Annotated in this window: 14 protein-coding genes; 5 read left to right on the top strand and 9 right to left on the bottom strand. The window is 66.0% G+C overall.

All coding sequences use genetic code 11. The features are described 5' to 3' along the window. Positions 1-82: 82 nt before the first annotated feature. Positions 83-661, bottom strand: coding sequence for a TetR family transcriptional regulator (locus ACOI2T_RS24875; protein ID WP_165765976.1), 579 nt, complete (start codon positions 659-661; stop codon positions 83-85). Between the two features lie 190 nt (positions 662-851). Between ACOI2T_RS24875 and ACOI2T_RS24870 the strand changes: the two genes are divergently transcribed. Further along, the gene (locus tag ACOI2T_RS24870) at positions 852-2447 is read left to right on the top strand and encodes an FAD-dependent oxidoreductase (RefSeq protein ID WP_409505860.1); all 1596 of its coding nucleotides are present in this window, start codon (positions 852-854) and stop codon (positions 2445-2447) included. Here the strand turns inward: ACOI2T_RS24870 and ACOI2T_RS24865 are convergent. Genes ACOI2T_RS24865 through ACOI2T_RS24855 form a run of 3 tightly spaced genes read right to left on the bottom strand, consistent with a single transcriptional unit; the run spans position 2425 to position 5766 of the window. Continuing rightward, complete coding sequence (locus ACOI2T_RS24865) at positions 2425-3321, bottom strand: DMT family transporter (protein WP_409505859.1); 897 nt, start codon at positions 3319-3321, stop codon at positions 2425-2427. The genes ACOI2T_RS24870 and ACOI2T_RS24865 overlap by 23 nt on opposite strands. Positions 3322-3369: 48 nt before the next feature. Beyond that, a complete protein-coding gene (locus ACOI2T_RS24860; RefSeq protein WP_409505858.1) occupies positions 3370-4521 on the bottom strand; it encodes an acyl-CoA dehydrogenase family protein in 1152 nt (383 codons plus the stop codon). A gap of 12 nt (positions 4522-4533) precedes the next feature. Then, positions 4534-5766, bottom strand: a complete 1233-nt coding sequence (locus tag ACOI2T_RS24855) for an acyl-CoA dehydrogenase family protein (protein ID WP_409505857.1) — start codon at positions 5764-5766, stop codon at positions 4534-4536. A gap of 193 nt (positions 5767-5959) precedes the next feature. Here ACOI2T_RS24855 and ACOI2T_RS24850 point away from each other — a divergent pair, with 193 nt between their 5' ends. Beyond that, complete coding sequence (locus tag ACOI2T_RS24850) at positions 5960-6322, top strand: PAS domain S-box protein (RefSeq protein ID WP_409505856.1); 363 nt, start codon at positions 5960-5962, stop codon at positions 6320-6322. A gap of 9 nt (positions 6323-6331) precedes the next feature. Here the strand turns inward: ACOI2T_RS24850 and ACOI2T_RS24845 are convergent, their stop codons facing one another. Further along, positions 6332-6988 carry a ScbR family autoregulator-binding transcription factor gene (locus ACOI2T_RS24845; protein ID WP_409505855.1) on the bottom strand — a complete coding sequence of 219 codons (657 nt, stop codon included), beginning with the start codon at positions 6986-6988 and terminating at the stop codon, positions 6332-6334. A 23-nt stretch (positions 6989-7011) separates the two neighbouring features. Continuing rightward, a complete protein-coding gene (locus ACOI2T_RS24840) occupies positions 7012-7722 on the bottom strand; it encodes a TetR family transcriptional regulator (protein WP_409505854.1) in 711 nt (236 codons plus the stop codon). 555 nt (positions 7723-8277) lie between these two features. On the opposite strand from ACOI2T_RS24840, the gene ACOI2T_RS24835 reads away from it, so the two are divergent. Beyond that, the gene (locus tag ACOI2T_RS24835) at positions 8278-9171 is read left to right on the top strand and encodes an FAD-binding protein (protein WP_409505853.1); all 894 of its coding nucleotides are present in this window, start codon (positions 8278-8280) and stop codon (positions 9169-9171) included. Here ACOI2T_RS24835 and ACOI2T_RS24830 read toward each other — a convergent pair. From ACOI2T_RS24830 to ACOI2T_RS24820, 3 genes are read right to left on the bottom strand one after another with little or no spacing between them, the layout of a single operon-like run. Beyond that, positions 9121-10968 (bottom strand): bifunctional diguanylate cyclase/phosphodiesterase, encoded by a 1848-nt coding sequence (locus ACOI2T_RS24830; protein WP_110775106.1) that lies wholly within the window; start codon positions 10966-10968, stop codon positions 9121-9123. The two genes, ACOI2T_RS24835 and ACOI2T_RS24830, sit on opposite strands and share 51 nt — an antisense overlap. Before the next feature lie 20 nt (positions 10969-10988). Next, the gene (locus tag ACOI2T_RS24825) at positions 10989-13148 is read right to left on the bottom strand and encodes an Rv1355c family protein (RefSeq protein ID WP_409505852.1); all 2160 of its coding nucleotides are present in this window, start codon (positions 13146-13148) and stop codon (positions 10989-10991) included. Then, positions 13145-13897: a hypothetical protein gene (locus ACOI2T_RS24820; RefSeq protein WP_067857596.1), complete on the bottom strand. Its 753-nt coding sequence runs from the start codon at positions 13895-13897 to the stop codon at positions 13145-13147. Before ACOI2T_RS24820 ends, ACOI2T_RS24825 begins: the two co-directional genes overlap by 4 nt. A 495-nt stretch (positions 13898-14392) precedes the next feature. Between ACOI2T_RS24820 and purU the strand changes: the two genes are divergently transcribed. Then, positions 14393-15283: a formyltetrahydrofolate deformylase gene (gene purU, locus ACOI2T_RS24815; RefSeq protein WP_409505926.1), complete on the top strand. Its 891-nt coding sequence runs from the start codon at positions 14393-14395 to the stop codon at positions 15281-15283. 22 nt (positions 15284-15305) lie between these two features. Then, positions 15306-15758: a MaoC family dehydratase gene (locus ACOI2T_RS24810; RefSeq protein WP_409505851.1), complete on the top strand. Its 453-nt coding sequence runs from the start codon at positions 15306-15308 to the stop codon at positions 15756-15758. Positions 15759-15956: the final 198 nt, after the last annotated feature.

Genomic DNA, 15956 nt, shown 5'->3' with positions numbered 1-15956 from the left:
CGCAGGCGCTCGATTGTCACGCCAGCGTGGCGCAGGCGCGCCAATGCCACGCCAGCGTGACAATGGCGGGCGTGGGCGGCTGCTAAGCCTCGGGCACGATCAACGCGACCATGGTCTCGAGTTGGCGGGCCATCTGCCGATAGCTCATCGCTCCGGTTTGGGCCTGCAGCAACGCGCCCCAGAACACCGACTCCAGCGTCGCGAGCACCTCGGGCCATGCGCCCGCGCCGAGTGCGGTCGAGATGCGTCGCCGCACCTCGGCCACGATCCGTGACCGGACGTCGGCGACAGCGTCATCGTCGCTGCGAACGAGGGCCTCGGTGCACGCACGCGCCAGGCGGGGCTCGTCGGCCAACAGCAGCGTGATCGCCGAGAGCTGCTCGCTGACTCGGGTGGCGTGGTTTGCGGCGGGATCTATGACGAGCGGCAACACCGAGAGCCGGTGCAGGTAGAGCTCGGCGAACACCACCTCGACCGTCGGGAAGTGGGCGCACAGGGTTGCCGGTGCCATCTTGGCGCGTGCGGCCAGCGCCGGTACCGAGACGTCGCTTTGCGTGTCGAGCAGTTGTGCGGCCGCACCGAAGACCCGCTGGTAGGTGTGCGTGCGTTGGGCATGCGCGTCGCGCAGACGAGTGACAGTGGTCACCGCTGAACTGGACATGTGTCCAGGGTATGGCGCATCTGGGCGCATGGCAATGCCTTGATCAAAGTCGCGGTCAATCACTACTTTTCGGTGCAAGCGTAGGTTGCCGGGCCTCATGGATCCGCGACTGGGAATCAGGAGTTCCAATTCTGCATGTGCAAACCGGACAGGTGTCCAGTAAGCTTGCCGATCGTTGAGAGGGGGCCGCGTGGCTTATGTGATCACCCAGAACTGCTGCAAAGACGCCAGCTGCGTACCGGTGTGCCCGGTGGACTGCATCCGTCCGGCCGACGGATCCGGCGAGTTCAGCGGCAGCGAGATGCTCTACATCGACCCCGAGTCGTGCATCGACTGCGGGGCCTGCTTCGAAGAGTGCCCCGTCGGCGCGATCCACTACGAGGAAGACCTGCCCGACGAGCTGCGGCGCTTCAAAGACCTCAACGCCGAATACTTCGAGCGGCACCCTCTTCAGCCCGACACGACGCCGGCGCGCGCGTCCCGACCGGGCATCGCGGCGGGCGCGCTGCGGGTGGCGATCGTCGGTTCTGGCCCGGCGGCCTGCTACGCGGCCGCCGAACTCATCGAAGTCGACGGCGTGGAGATCAATCTCTTCGAGCGCCTGCCGACACCGTTCGGTTTGATCCGCGCCGGGGTGGCGCCGGACCATCAACAAACCAAGTCAGTCGTCGGCATCTTCGATCGGATGTTCACCAACCCCCGGTTCACATGTCACTTCAATGTCGAGATCGGCAGAGACGTCAGCCACGACGAACTGTTGGCGCACCACCACGCCGTCATCTACGCCGTCGGCGCCGCAGACAGTCGCCGGCTCGGCATCCCGGGTGAGGAGCTGGCGGGCAATCACCCGGCCGCGGATTTCGTCGGCTGGTACAACGGTCACCCCGACCACGCCGGGCACACATTCGACTTGTCCACCGAGCGTGCGGTCATCGTGGGCAACGGCAATGTCGCCCTCGACGTCGCCCGCGTGCTGTTGATGAGTCGCGATGCGCTTGCGGCGACGGACATCGCCGAACATACGCTGGAAGCGTTGGCCGACAGTGCAATCGACGAGGTTGTCGTGATCGCCCGGCGCGGTATCCGGAATGCGGCGTTCTCGGTCGGCGAGTTCGCGGCCCTCGGGCACCTCGACGGCATCGACGTCGTGATAGATCCCGCCGACCTGCCGGACACCGACGAGGACGACGATGTCGAAACCTCGTTCAAGCTGAGGGTCGCCCGCGAGCACGCACACCGCGAACACGTTGCGGGTAACAAGCGCATCGTGTTCCGGTTCGGCACGTCACCGGTTGCCGTCGTTGGCGAACATCGCGCAGAAGGACTGGAGGTGCGAAGCGACCGGTACGGCACAGAGTTGATCGAGACGTCGCTCATCCTGCGTTCGATCGGGTACCGCGGGCAGCCGATCGACGGGCTGCCCTACGACGAGCGCACCGGGACGGTGCCCAACGATGCGGGCCGGGTCATCGACGGTGCTGCGGGAACCTACGTCACGGGGTGGATCAAACGCGGCCCCCGCGGTGTCATCGGCACCAATCGGCTGTGCGCCGAACAGACCGTCGCGCAGTTGTGGGCGGACTTCGACGCCGGCGTGCTCGCGCGGGAGATCAACGACGGCGAATCGTTGACCGCGCTGCTGACCCGCCGCGGGTGCGAGGCGGTGGGCTGGTCCGGTTGGCGCGCCATCGACGCCGCCGAACGCTCTCGTGGCGAGCAAGAGGCCCGTCCGCGCATCAAGTTCGTCACGATCGACGAACTGCTCACCGCGGGCCGGCCCGGCTAGGTTCGGTGAGCTCGGGCTCCGGTTCGCGTGGCTTGCGGGTGGCGAGTACCGATCCGGTGAGGATGAGCGCGAGGCCGGCGACGTTCCATGCGGTCAACGGCTCACCGAGCACGATGACCCCTGCGGCCAGTGCCACCGCGGGGTTGACATAGGTGAAGACCAGCGCCCGCGCGGCGCCGACCTCGCGGATGAGCGCGAAGAACACGATGAAAGCCAGCGCCGTGCAGATGACCGCGAGCGCGGCGAGCGCGAAAAGCACGCGTTCGGACGGCATTTCGTCGGGCCACGTCAAGGCGGCCGGGGTCGCGTAGATGAGCGCGGCGACCGTCAGGCACGCCGCGGTCAAGGGAAGCGTCGGAACGTCACCCAGATAGCGGGCCGCCACGAGCGGCGCGATCGCGTAGCACGTCGCCACCAGCAGAACCTCGGCGATCGGCCAGGCGTGCCCACCGGCCAGGCCGGGCCCGGCGAGCACCGCAACGCCGGACAGCCCGACACCGAGGCCGACGATCCGCTTGGCGCCCAGCCGTTCGCCGCCGGTCACGCGGTCGAGCACCGCGGCGATGATCGGCGCGGCAGCGATGAGCAAGCCCGTCATCGAACTGCTCAGATGCCGTTCGGCGTCGGTCAACAACAGCCAGGCGGCGATGATCTCGAAGAACGCGAAAGCCAACACCGGTTTCCAATGCCGCAGAACCGGAGCCCAGGCCGCGCGCGACATCGCCAATGGCAGCAGCACGGCCGCGCCGACCGCGGTGCGGGCCAGGACCAGAACCGGTACCGAAACCCCTTCGACCGCGATTTTGATCAGCAGGTACGGAATGCCCCAGATGATGCTCATCGCGCCGAACAGCAACCAGCCGCGAAAGCTCACCGTTCCACCCTACGGCTGGGGTACGACAGGGCTCACCGCCCGCCCTCGTTATCGACTACGGGGCCGCGTGAGCTCCGCGTATCGAGTGACGTGGTAGTCGGTCGAGCCGAACTCGTACTGCATCGCCGTGAGCCGCTTGAAATAGTGACCGATCGCGAGTTCCTCGGTCATGCCCATCCCGCCGTGCAGTTGCACCGCGTTCTGGCCGACGAAGCGGGCGGCCCGGCCCACCGTCGCCTTGGCGGCCGACACCGCTTTGGCTCGCGCGGCGGGTTCGGCGTCCAGGTTCAATACCGCCAGATAGACGGCGGCGGCGGCTTGTTCGACCTCCATGTGCATGTCCACCATGCGGTGCTGCAGCGCCTGGAAACGGCCGATCGGCTGGCCGAACTGCTGGCGCTGCTTGCAGTACTCGACGGTGTCGGCGAGGACCTTGCGCATCCCGCCGACGGCCTCCGCGCACACCGCCGCCGCACCTTCGTCGCGGGCCAGGTCCAGCGAGGGCCAGGCCCGGCCTTCTTCGCCCAACAGCGCGTCGCCCGGCAACCGGAGGCCGTCGAAGGTCAGATCCGACGCCCTGCGGTCGTCCACGGTGCGGTAGTGGTGTGCCGTGAAACCGCTGGCCGCCGCGCCCAAATCCACGAGGAACAGCGAGATCCCGTCGGCGTCGCCGCGTTCCCCCGAGGTACGCGCCGTGACCAGCAGGTGGGTCGCGAGCGGGGCGCTCACGGCCATGATCTTCGTGCCGTTGAGCACCCAGTCGTCACCATCGCGCCGAGCGGTCGTGGCGACATCGCGCCAGTTGTCCCCGGACGCCGGCTCGGTAGCCGCGAGTGCGACGACGGCTGCCCCGGCGACCAGGTCCTCCAGGAGTGTCTGGGCGCCTTCGGTGCCCGCCCGGTGCAGCAGGCCACCCGCGACCACCACGGTGTCCACGAACGGTTCGACGACCAGCGCGTGTCCCAGCGTCTCGGCGATGACCATCGCCTCGACCGGTCCGCCGCCGATCCCGCCTGCTTCCTCGGGCAGGGGCGCGCCGAGGATGCCGAGCTCGTCGGCGAATCCGCGCCAGATCTCCGGTTGCCAGCCGGCGCCCAACTTGGCCGCGGATCGGCTCGATTGCATGTCATAGCGGCTGGACAGGAACTTGCTGAGCCCGTCGCGCAGCAGTTCCTGTTCCTTGGTCAGGTTGAAGTCCATCACTGGTTCCTGTCAGAGTCCGAGTGCCGCTTTGGCGAGGATGTTTCGCTGAATCTCATTGCTGCCGGCGTAGATCGAGCCGGCCCGGTCGTTGAAGTACCGCAGCGGTGCCACGGCCTGCCATGGCTCGCCGCTGACGTATCCGTCCGCCGGGGGCTGGTACTCGGCGATCGGGCCGCCCGGGCACGTCGCATGCGGTTGATAGGCGCGGCCACGTGGGCCTGCGGCCTCCATCGACAGCTCGGTCAGCGTCTGGCTCAGTTCGGTGGCCAGAACCTTGAGCATGGACGACGCGGTGCCCGGGTTGCGTCCTTCGGCCACTGCCGCGAGCACTTGGTACTCGAGGATCTCCAACACGTCGGTGCGGATCCGGGCGTCGGCGAGCTTGCGGCTGAACGCCGGATCGTCGATCAGCCTGCCGCCACTCGGACCCGGCTGATCTGCGGCCGCCCCTGCGATTTCCTCCGCGAGCACCTGCAGCGCCGGTGCGGACGCGCCGCCGCCTCGCTCGAACTCGAGTAGATACTTCGCAACCGTCCAACCATCGTCGATCGTGCCGATCACATTGGATTTCGGCACTCGTACCTCGTCGAAGAAGACCTGGTTCTGGACTTCCTCGCCGGACGTCATGACGAGCGGCCGGATCTCGATCCCCGGTGCGGACATGTCGATCAGCACGAACGTGATGCCCTGCTGCTTCTTGCCCGTGCGGGAGGTGCGGACCAGGGCGAACATCCAGTTCGCCTCGCGCGCGTGCGTGGTCCAGATCTTGCTGCCGGTGCAGACGAGGTCATCGCCGTCGGAGATTGCGGACATGGACAGCGCGGCCAGATCCGAGCCGGCCTCGGGTTCGGAATAGCCTTGGCAGAAGAACACCTCACCGGTCAGGATGCGGGGGAGGAAGTATTCCTTCTGCGCGTCGGTGCCGAACGCGATGATCGCGTGGGCCACCATCCGAATACCCATGGGGGACAACGATGGTGCGCCGGCCAGCGTCGATTCTCTGCTGAAGATGTAGTGCTGGGTCAGGCTCCAGTCGCAGCCGCCGTGCTCGACCGGCCAGGCCGGCGCGGCCCAGCCCCGCTCATGCAGGATCGCCTGCCAGGCCATGCTGGCGTCGTGGTCGGCATAGACGCTCGTCATCAACCGACCGGCGCGCCGTAGTTCGGGAGTCAGCTTCTGCGCGAGAAAGTCGCGCACTTCGTCGCGGAACTCCTGGTCGGATTTCGACCACTTCAGGTCCATGCCTGCCCCTGTCTGCCGATGTCCCCACAGAGTAAACCTAGTTACCCATGTGGCGTGCACCACCCTGGCCGAGCGTGGACACTGTTGCCCCGGCGAACCGAAGTCGCTGGCCACGGCTGGTAACCAGCGCAGCTGAGCGGCAATAATCGGAGGCGTGGAGCGGCGACAGAACGGTCAGGGCACAGACTCACCGATGGCACTTCTGCGGCAAATGCCTGCGCTCGTCGTTTTGGAGCGGTTTCCAGTACCGGTCCTCGCAATCGCGGCGGACGGAGCTATCCTCTTCGCCAACAGCGCTTTTGCCGAGATGGTCGGGCACAGCGCCGATGCGGTCAACGCCATGAAATTTGCTGACATCTTCCATTCGCTACCCGCGGACGAGTCGGCGGTATCGGTCGTGCGTGCACATGCCGATCTGATCGTCGAGTTGGTTCATCGGGATGGCTCGATCGTGCGCGCCAGAATGAGTAAGTCGGCATTGTTGCGTGGCGACGATCCCGTAGCGCTCGCGACGTTCCAGGACCTCACCGAGCGGTTGTGGGTGGACGAGCTGTGACGTCGTGTCCTAATCGGGGGCCGGTGGGGACCGCCGAAGGGACTCACGCGCCAGAAACTCGCGGAAGTAGCCGAGCGATTCCTCGCTGACGATCGACGGCAGCAACAACTCCCAAGTGCGCGCGACCCGCTGCCGCAGATCGAGGTCTGTCACGCCGGCGCGAGACAGCGCTTCAGCGCCGAGGACCGAACCCAGGATGACGTCGGCGACGGCCTGGACGTCCAGATCCGTCCGAAGGTCGCCTTCCGCGGCCGCCTTGCCCATCTGCTCGGTCAATTCGTCCAGCCAGCTCGTGTAGATACGTTTGGCGACCTCGTTGATCCCGGTGAACGTGCGCAGCAACTGGATACCGATCTCCGCCACCTTGTCGGTGCGGCTGAAATCGCACACCACGAACATCCCGTGGATGATGTTCTCGAGTGCGGGCGACGCCGATTCGGTGATGGAGCGAAGGGCGGCCAGCATGGTGGCCCCGCTCTCGTCGATGATGGCCTCCGCCAACGATTCCTTGGAGTCGAAGTGGTAGTAGAGGGCACCCTTCGTCATCTCGGCTCGCTCGATGATCTCACCCAATCCCGTTGCCGGGTAACCCATCTCGCTGAACACGTCGACGGCGGCGGTGATGATCTTGCGTCTGGTTACCCCGGAACGGGCTTGGCGTGGCATGTCGATGTCTTCGGACGGTCCGGTCAGCCTGACCCGGTGCGGGCGGTCGTGTCGAGATCGGGTTCGTCGCGGCCGAACGGCGAAGCCTTGCGTATCGTCAACGCGGTGCGCCGCCGGATGAACTGGCTGAGGTAGCCGAGTCGGTCGGGATTGGCGAAGCCGGGTAGGACCAGGTTCCAGTTCTGTTCGAGGTCGGTGAGAAAACGCTGCGGATCGTCGAGGTCGCTGGTCTGACGGGTGCCGAGATACATCGACACCAGCAGTCTCGCAACCGTCCGGGGATCGCTGTCGTCGACGATGTCACCTTCGTCGACGGCCCGTCGCGCGATGTCGGTGAAGCCGTGTATCCAGGCGTCCAGGACGCGCGGTCCCAGCCCGTCGGTGCGGCCGATGGACTCGACGAGATTCAGGCCTGCCCGCGCCATGGTGTCACCGATGTCTTCGGCGGCGACCAGGCACGTGATGTCGATGAGCGTCTCCAGTCCGGACAGGTTGCGCGCCAATACCTCGTCGACGGCGATGCGCGACTGCTCGGCGCGGTGGTCGACGATCGACGATGCCAACGCATGCTTGGACCGGAAGTGGAAGTAGAGCGCGCCTTTGGTCACCGCGGCGTCGGCCAAGATGTCGTCGAGGCTGACCAGGCTGTATGGCTTGCGGGCGAACTGGCCGGCCGCGGCTTGAAGGATCTGAAGCCGGGTGAGGTGTGCTCGGCGGTCGAGCTGCTCGGTCACCAACCAACCTCGAAATCTTTGCGACTGCAATGTCGGGCGAAAATGCGGATCCCGCCGGGTGCGGGGTACGGCAATTCTTTCATCTGGTCTTCCTGACGCAGACACGCCAGCGGTCGTGTCCTCATTGGCCTCGCCGTGGTCGTGAAATACTCAAAGTCTCCGCGGGGCGTGCATAACATTCTAAAGGTATGTAAGGTGCGTAGCGTGATAACTCTTGGTTCGCCGTGGCTGAGCCGAGCAGCGTTGGATCGCGCCCCCGCTGCCGGCACTGCGTCGTACCGTGCAACATCGCCGTCGGCGATCGCGCAGAGTTATCCTGTGTGCGTTGCCATGGCCTGCACCGGCAATCCCCCTCGAATCCCGGTGCGGGCCGTGGCAACCTCAATCCCACGGTTTCCGATTCCATATCCGGCTGCCCCGACACGGGTGCCGGACAATGCGTCAGCCACCCAACGTCCGCTGGTCAACAGCGCTGTTTCGGTGTCCCGTCGGAGACGCATGCCAGGGCTGACCGCCGGCACCGCGCTCACTCGCGATGGCTCGGGACGTCGATAGATGATGTGGGACGACGAAGTCGACGTAATTTGCTGTGGCACGGGCTTCGGTGGCCTGGCCACTGCGATCGCGGCGACCGACGCCGACCTCGACGTGTTTGTGGCGAGGCCCGGTCAGCCGGCTCTGAACACGACGCCGGGCGCGTGGCTGGGTGAGGGGATCGACGATCCTGAAACCCGCGAATATTTCGACGGCCTCACCGAAGACTTGGGTCCGCGAGCGACCGCCGCACCCGACGCCGATGTGACGATCCGGGTCATGGATGACCTGAAACCAGCTGAGCTCAGCGTCCCCGTCGCACCGTTCTACGGTGCCCGCCTCAGGGACTGGGCGTCGCGGTGTCTGCTGTCACCCTACGGTGTGCTCTACACCCGGATTCTGGACCGCGGAACCACTCCGATGAGGACTCCGACCGGCGCCGAGATCGACGTCAAAGTCATCGGTGCGATCGAACCCGACCGCGGGATCAGCGCGTCATCGGCACTCAACGAGTGGCTGCTGGATCAGACCCGCCAGCGCGGTATTCAGATATCCGACGGCACCTCGCTGGAGCGCATCGTGTTCGAGGAAGGCGAGATCGTGGGGGCGGTGCTCACGACCGCCGACGGTCCACTAGCGCTGCGGGCCCACCATGGCTTGGCGATCGCCATGCCCAGCCGGCACATCGCCGGCCGCGCCCACAAGCTTGCCGAGCACGGGCACTCGCTGCACATCGCGCTCGTGGGCGACAGCGCGAGCAGATTCGGCCGAGTCGAACTGCTCGCCACCGACGCCGCCAAACCACAACGGTCGGGCTACTGCCGGGTCACCCGTCTACACGATGGACTGCACGACGCAGGACGTTCACATACGCGGGGCGGCCGAGAAGTGCACGGGTACCCGCCCCTTGGCTAGCAGCGTCTGCATTTCGCTGCCCAGAATCGGCTTGGACAGCAGGAAACCCTGCGCGCGATAACACCCGTGCCGCAACAGCGTGAGCGCGGCTCGTTCGGTTTCCACACCTTCGGCCACCAGCTGTAGCCCGAAGGCTCCGGCCAGGGCGATCACGGCCCGCACGATCGGCAGGTCACCGGGGTTGGAGCCGAGTTCGGCCACGAAGCTGCGGTCGATCTTGAGGGTGTCGACCGGAAGCGACTTCAACAACGACAGCACGCTGTACCCGGTCCCGAAATCGTCGATGGCGACTTGCACCCCGACGTTGTGCAAGCCGGTGAGGGTCGTGCGGGTCGTCTCGATGTCCTGGACCACAACGCTTTCGGTGATCTCCAGGCACACTGACCCACGGGGCAGACCGAACTCGCTCATGATGCTCGCCACCGACTCGACGAACCCGTCGGTCACCAGCTGAACCGGCGACACGTTGATCCGCAACACGATGTTGCGGCCCACGCCGTTGGCGCGCCAGCGGGAAAACTCGGCGCACGCCGTCCGCAACACCCAGCGGCCCAACTCGCCCGCCAGGTTGATCGATTCCGCCACGCCGATGAACGAATCCGGCGCCAGCAAGCCTCGGGTCGGATGCTGCCAGCGGACCAGCGCTTCGGCGGCCAGCACCTCGCCGGTGCGCATGTCGATCTCGGGCAGGTAGTGCAGCAGCAGCGCGCCGCCCTCGATCACGCTCTGCAGATGAAGCTCGATGTCGTTGCGGAAATCGATCTCCATCGCCATCGCGTCGGAGAACACGGTGACCTTGTTGCCGCCCGAGCTCTTGGCGGTCAGAACCGCGTGGTCGGCGCGGTTGAGCACATCCGACGTCGAGTCCCGGCCCGGGATGCCTTCGGCCAGACCGATACTGACCGTGCGGGTGAGCATCTCCCCGTCGACGGTCACCCGTTCGCGCAGCACCGACTGCAGCCGGTAGGCGAGCGCGGTCGCCGCCTCGGCCGACATCGGAGCCGCGGGAACGACGACGAACTCGTCGCCGCCGAGCCGCGCGATGAGTTTGGGCTGGTCGTCGCCGCGCTGGAGTCGCTGGGCCAGGATGCTGATGAACGCATCGCCGGCGGTGTGGCCCAGGTAGTCGTTGATCGCCTTCAACCGGTCGAGGTCGAAGAACAACACCGACACCGGGCCCGGCTGTCCCGGGGCCAACCGGGCCTCCAGATGCGCCATCAGCGCGCGCCGGTTGTGCAGCCCCGTGAGATGGTCGTGGTCGGCGAGGTAGCGCAGCCGTTCTTCGGCCTCGATACGGGCCTGCACTTGCGCGAACAGCGAGGCGATCGCCTTCAGCGCGTTGAGTTCGGCGGGCTGCCACTCGCGGTCGCCGAACTTGACGAAGCCCAGCACGCCGGTGGTGACGTCGCCCGACAGCAACGGCACACACGCCATCGACGTGCTCGGGATGTGCCGCCCCGCCTCGATGGTGCGCTGGTAGTCGTCGGTGGCCGGCTCGGGCCGGAACACCGCCGGCTCCTTGAGATGCTCGGCCATCGCGAACACCGGGTCGGCGTCGGCGAAGTGGATGACGGCGATGGGATCGGTCGGCGAGTCCAGGGGACGCGGCGGCCACTCGGCGACCAACCGTGTCGCGTGTGCGCGATGGTCGTTGTGGCGCAGAAAGCTCACGTCGACGTCGAAGAAGGACACCAGTTCGGCCAGTACCTGCTGACTGACCGGCACCGAGGTTGCCGCGTCGACCGCCATCAGCTGCGTGGCGACCGACGTGACAAGAAAGTCCAGGCTGCCTGGCACCCAACTACCTCCGGTCTTCCTCAGCCGTACTGCGGCGTCTGACCCGGCAGATGGGCCCGGCGCCGACTGCGTACGGAGGGGCGTGGTGCGAAGGACAACCTGAGCACCAACGCCTGCGATTCGTCGCGCTCGGTCGTGGTCAACCTGCGGAAAGAGTACTGCAGATCACGCAGCGTCCCGGCGTGGGCTGCGGACAACTCTTCGAGGTCACGATCGTCGTGGGCATACAGGAACACCGGCGACACCGGTTGGACGGCAAGCCCGTTCTGCTGCGCGGCTACCCACACCGACTCCACGGCCGAGCCCGCTTGCGCGTAGTCGGTCAGCCGGCGTCCCGGCACCGAAACGACCGCGAGGGCAGAACTCGACGTCACCCGCTCGTAGGTGTCGTCACCGAGCGCCGCCCCGGCGTCCCAGTCCGACAGCTTTGCCATGACGTCGGGTCGGCGCAGGATGTCGAGCAGCACCAGGTCGGCGGGATCGAGCCCGAGCGTCGTCACGTCGATACCGGAGTCCTGGGCCGGGTCGCCGGGCCAACGCAGTTCGGAGATCATCTCCCGGTGCAGCGTGGGGGTGAGATAGCGGATGCGGTCGGTTGCGGCGAGAAGACCTGCCGCCGTTTCGATATCGGCACGGCTGTCGAGAACCGTCAGCCTGGCGCCTTCCCGAACGGCTGCCGAGCGCAGCGTCTGGAGCACCTCCGCCGCGATCGGCGCAGCGGTTCCGCGTAGCCGATTGGTCTCGCGCTGCAGCATCGGTTCATACAGCGCCGCCAACTCCGGAGCCGCGCCGGGGGCCAGCTGCATGGTGCCGTAGAGCGGCGTGCCTTCGTCACCACGCGACCACTCGAACTGGCCCGCCAGCCCGTGTGCGGCCGCCGCGACCCGGGCGTTGAACGCCGCCGCGCCCAATGCCACTGCGCTGCCCCGATAGCCCACGTCCATCGTGGTGGTGTACTTGATCGCCAACCGCAGGCTGAGCCGGGTATCGCTCGACTCGATGTGCCACGGTTGGACGTTGCCTCCCGACGGGGCACGTGCGGCGGCCATCGCGATGATCCCGGCCACGTCGGTCGGCTCATCCGCAAGCTGGTCGTCGTCGTGCTTCGGCTGCTCGGACCGAGTGGTCAGCGGGTCGTCGATCCGGTCGAGCGTGTCGGCGATGTCCACCCGCACCCGGCCGGATCGCATCGGCTCGCCCAGCCCGATACGCCGGACGGCGTCCGCCACGACGGTGGCGCCGAGGATCACCTCCGCGGCCAGTTGCGGCCAGGTCGTCAACGTTTTGCCGACCTCGACCAGCGACGCGGCCATACGCGGCGACAGCTGCGGCGCGTCGAGTATCCGCAGCACGTGCGGCACCTTGTCCTTGCTGCTCAGACCCGCCAGCTGTGCGGTTTCGATGTTGCCGAGCAGGCCGTGCAGAATCGGTCGCGTCGGGTCCAGGTCGAACCGCTCCACGTCGAGCAGGCCCCGGTCGGCGGTCGCCATCAGCACCGGCAGGTGCCGGGCCCGGGCCGCCTCACGCACAAGGACTTTCGCGTCGAGCGAATCGCATTCCTCGACCACGACGTCCAGGCCGGCGACGAACTCGTCGATCGTCTCCGGCCGAGCACCGCCGAGGTCGACCCGAACCGGTAGATACGGGTCCATCTCGGCGATTCTGCGGGCAGTCACCACGGCCTTGTTGACGCCGAGGTCGAACACGGTTCCAGGCACCCTGTTGAGGTTGGGCAACTCCAACTCGTCGAAGTCGGTGAGCCGCAACTCCCCGCAAAGGCCTTCTGCGGCAAGGTTGTATGCGATGGCGTGGCCCACGCTGAGACCGATGACCCCGACCTTCAGCTTCGCCAGACGCTGTTGTTCGGCAGCGCTGATGAGGTTGCGGTTGCGGTCCAGGCGTAGTCGGTGAAATGCCCGCGGGCCGACGACGTGCACCACGCAGCGCCGCCACGGGTAGTACGCCCATCGTGTCGGCTCATCGAGGATGTCCGCCTCGACCGCAGGCACGAGCTCGGCGAGCGCGTCCTGCTGCCGCCCGCAGTTGTCGATGACGGTGATCCGTGGATCGGCACGCAGCTTCTCCAGGGTGCTGACACCGGCGGCGCTGTCGGTGCCGATGATGACGGCACTGTGCGACGCGTTGTCGTCTATGTCAGTGAGATCGTTGTTGTCGGTCATTGCCCTGCCGCGGTAGAAGTGTCGGTGTCGTCGTTGTCGTCCATCCGGGGCCCGACCCGCTGGGCTTCGGTAAAGTAGGACGAAAGTTGTTTGGGGTCAGCATGATTGGCGAAAGTTCGGCGGTCCCACCACATCATCTTGGTCTGGTAGCGCTCATCCGGGTACGGCGTTGCCGGAATCTTGGCGGCCAACACCCCGCCCGATGACAGCCAGCGCTTGAGCACATAGGCCGCCGCGGTCGCCATCGCGAACTGCGTGTTGAGCAGTGTCATGGAGTGCAGCGGCATCCGTGCCAGCGTGTCGGTGAGCGCGCGACTCTGATCCGGGTCATCGCATACCCAGGCGGTCTTCATCTCGACGACACCGAAGGGCAGCCGGTCGGCCACCATCTTGCGCACCGCATCGAGCCCGGCCTGTCCGCTCCATTCGACGACCGCATGGCATTCTTCGGTCTTCTGGTAAGGGCCCTTGGCGCGTAGACCGCCGACGACGCGTCCCGCGTCGTTGATTCCGACGCAGAACAACGCGGTGTCAGTACCGGTGTGCAGTGCCTCCATATCGAGGGCCCGCTCAACACCATGCTTACGATAGTTCCGTTCGGCGCCGCGGACGTATTCCGACCACAGTTCGCGCTCCATACCGGGCTCGGCCACCACGATCGTGCATTCGCTTCCCGGATCCCACCAGCTGGGGCTTTTTGCCAGAGTGACGGGGGAGCGGCCTGCGGCATCGAGATGAGGAGCGGTCATGTGGTGTCCATTTCGTCCGGTCAGCCGTACCCCCGACTGGTCCGGCTGATTTGGTGCGCAGCACGGTTGTGCGAATACGCGACATGAGTATCCCGCCGGTAAGCGTTGTAATTCCAGCTAGCCGAGAAAGCTTGTCCAGCGGCGTGTTGAATTTCCCCGTCCCGCGGCCCATTTACCCGCATGCACGTGCGATTTTGGCAAATTCGAGAGCCGTGATAAATGGCGTTTACGACGCAAAATCGGCGGAGATAGCAAATTTTCATATTGACGCTGGCGTCGAATGTTCTTTGTCGGCGTCCGTTTCGGCCGGTTTTGCTGTCCTCGCTCGAGCCAGCGCTTCGCGACGTTCTGGACGAACGTGAACTCGAATGGGCTCTACGCGGTCGGCTGCACGGCGGATCGGTAAATGACGATGTCTTCTTCGCGGTTTTCGGAACGCCCGGCGTACGGCCGGTTCTGCTACCCGAACCCAGGTCGGGTGAGAATCTGGTGGTGATGGCGCAGGAGTATCCGAAAGTAAACGCCCTGCCGGCCCACGACATGGGCCGGTTGCTGCTGCGGTGTGCCGACCGGCCGGGGCTGGTCGCTGCCATCAGTAGCTTCCTCACCGGGGCCGGCGCGAACATCGTGTCGTTGGACCAACATTCCACCGAGCAGTCCGGTGGCACGTTCATCCAGCGCACGATCTTTCACCTCCCCGGCCTCACCGCGGTGCGCGACGGGCTCGAACGCGATTTCCGTGAGCGGGTTGCGACTCCATTCGACATGGATTTCCGGCTGACAGAGGCGTCCAAACCCAAGCGAGTGGCATTGATGGCGTCGCGTGAGGACCACTGCCTGTTGGATCTGCTGTGGCGCAACCGGCGGGGCGAGCTGGATATGTCGGTGGTGATGGTGATTTCGAACCATCCCGACCTCGCCGAGCAGGTCCGGGCGTTCGGAGTTCCGTTCCTCTATGTGCCGGCCACGAAAGAGAACCGGGCCGAGGCCGAACAACGACTCCTGGACCTGTTGCGGGGCAATGTCGACCTGGTGGTGCTCGCCCGGTACATGCAGATCCTCACCCAGGAGTTCCTCGACGCGGTGGGTTGTCCGTTGATCAACATCCATCATTCGTTCCTGCCTGCGTTCATCGGTGCGGCGCCGTACCGCCGGGCCAAGGAGCGCGGGGTCAAACTCGTCGGCGCGACAGCGCATTACGTCACCGAGGATCTCGACGAGGGGCCGATCATCGAGCAGGACGTGGTGCGGGTGGATCACCGCCACACGGTCGACGATCTGGTGCGGCTCGGTGCCGATGTCGAACGGCTGGTGTTGTCGCGAGCAGTGCTGTGGCACTGTGAGGACCGCGTAATCCGGTTTGGGAACCAAACGGTGGTCTTCTGACCACGGTTCGAGAGGAGTGACGGTGAAGGTCTTCAACAATCTCGATGAACTGGTCGCGGCAGCGGGCAGCGAGCTCGGGCCGACTGACTGGATGGAGATCACCCAGGATCGGGTGAATCTGTTCGCCGATGCCACCGACGACCACCAGTGGATCCATGTCGACCCCGACAAGGCCGCCGGCGGCCCCTTCGGCGGGACGATCGCGCACGGCTTGCTCACGCTGTCACTGTTGCCGCATTTCACCCATCAGCTCTATCGAGTCGACAACGTCACCATGGCGATCAACTACGGCTACAACAAGGTTCGCTTCATCACGCCCGTCCGGGTGGGTGCCAAGGTGCGGGCTCGTGCACACATCGCCGACGTCGCCAAGCTCGACGGGGCCGTGCAGGCCACGATGACCGTGACGGTCGAGATCGACGGTTCGGAGAAGCCGGCCGCGGTCGCGGAGTCCATCATTCGGTTCATCGGCTGATTTCCTTCGCGAGCAGACGCCGCGATACCCAGAAATTGGCTTTCTCGGGTACGGCAGCGTCTGCTCGCGGCGCTTCTGACAGCTGTCAGAATTCATTGACGTCCGTCAAATCGCGCTGTTAGTGTGCTGCATCACAACGTGAGGAGCACTTGTGTCGCAGCAATCGCCGCCACGGACCGCGATCATCGGGGCGGGCAT

The organism is Mycolicibacterium wolinskyi str. Jessa 2025, from assembly GCF_049241375.1.
Taxonomy (GTDB): domain Bacteria; phylum Actinomycetota; class Actinomycetes; order Mycobacteriales; family Mycobacteriaceae; genus Mycobacterium; species Mycobacterium wolinskyi.
The sequence above is the reverse complement of the archived record's forward strand: the minus strand, read 5'-3'. Positions and strand labels throughout refer to the sequence as shown.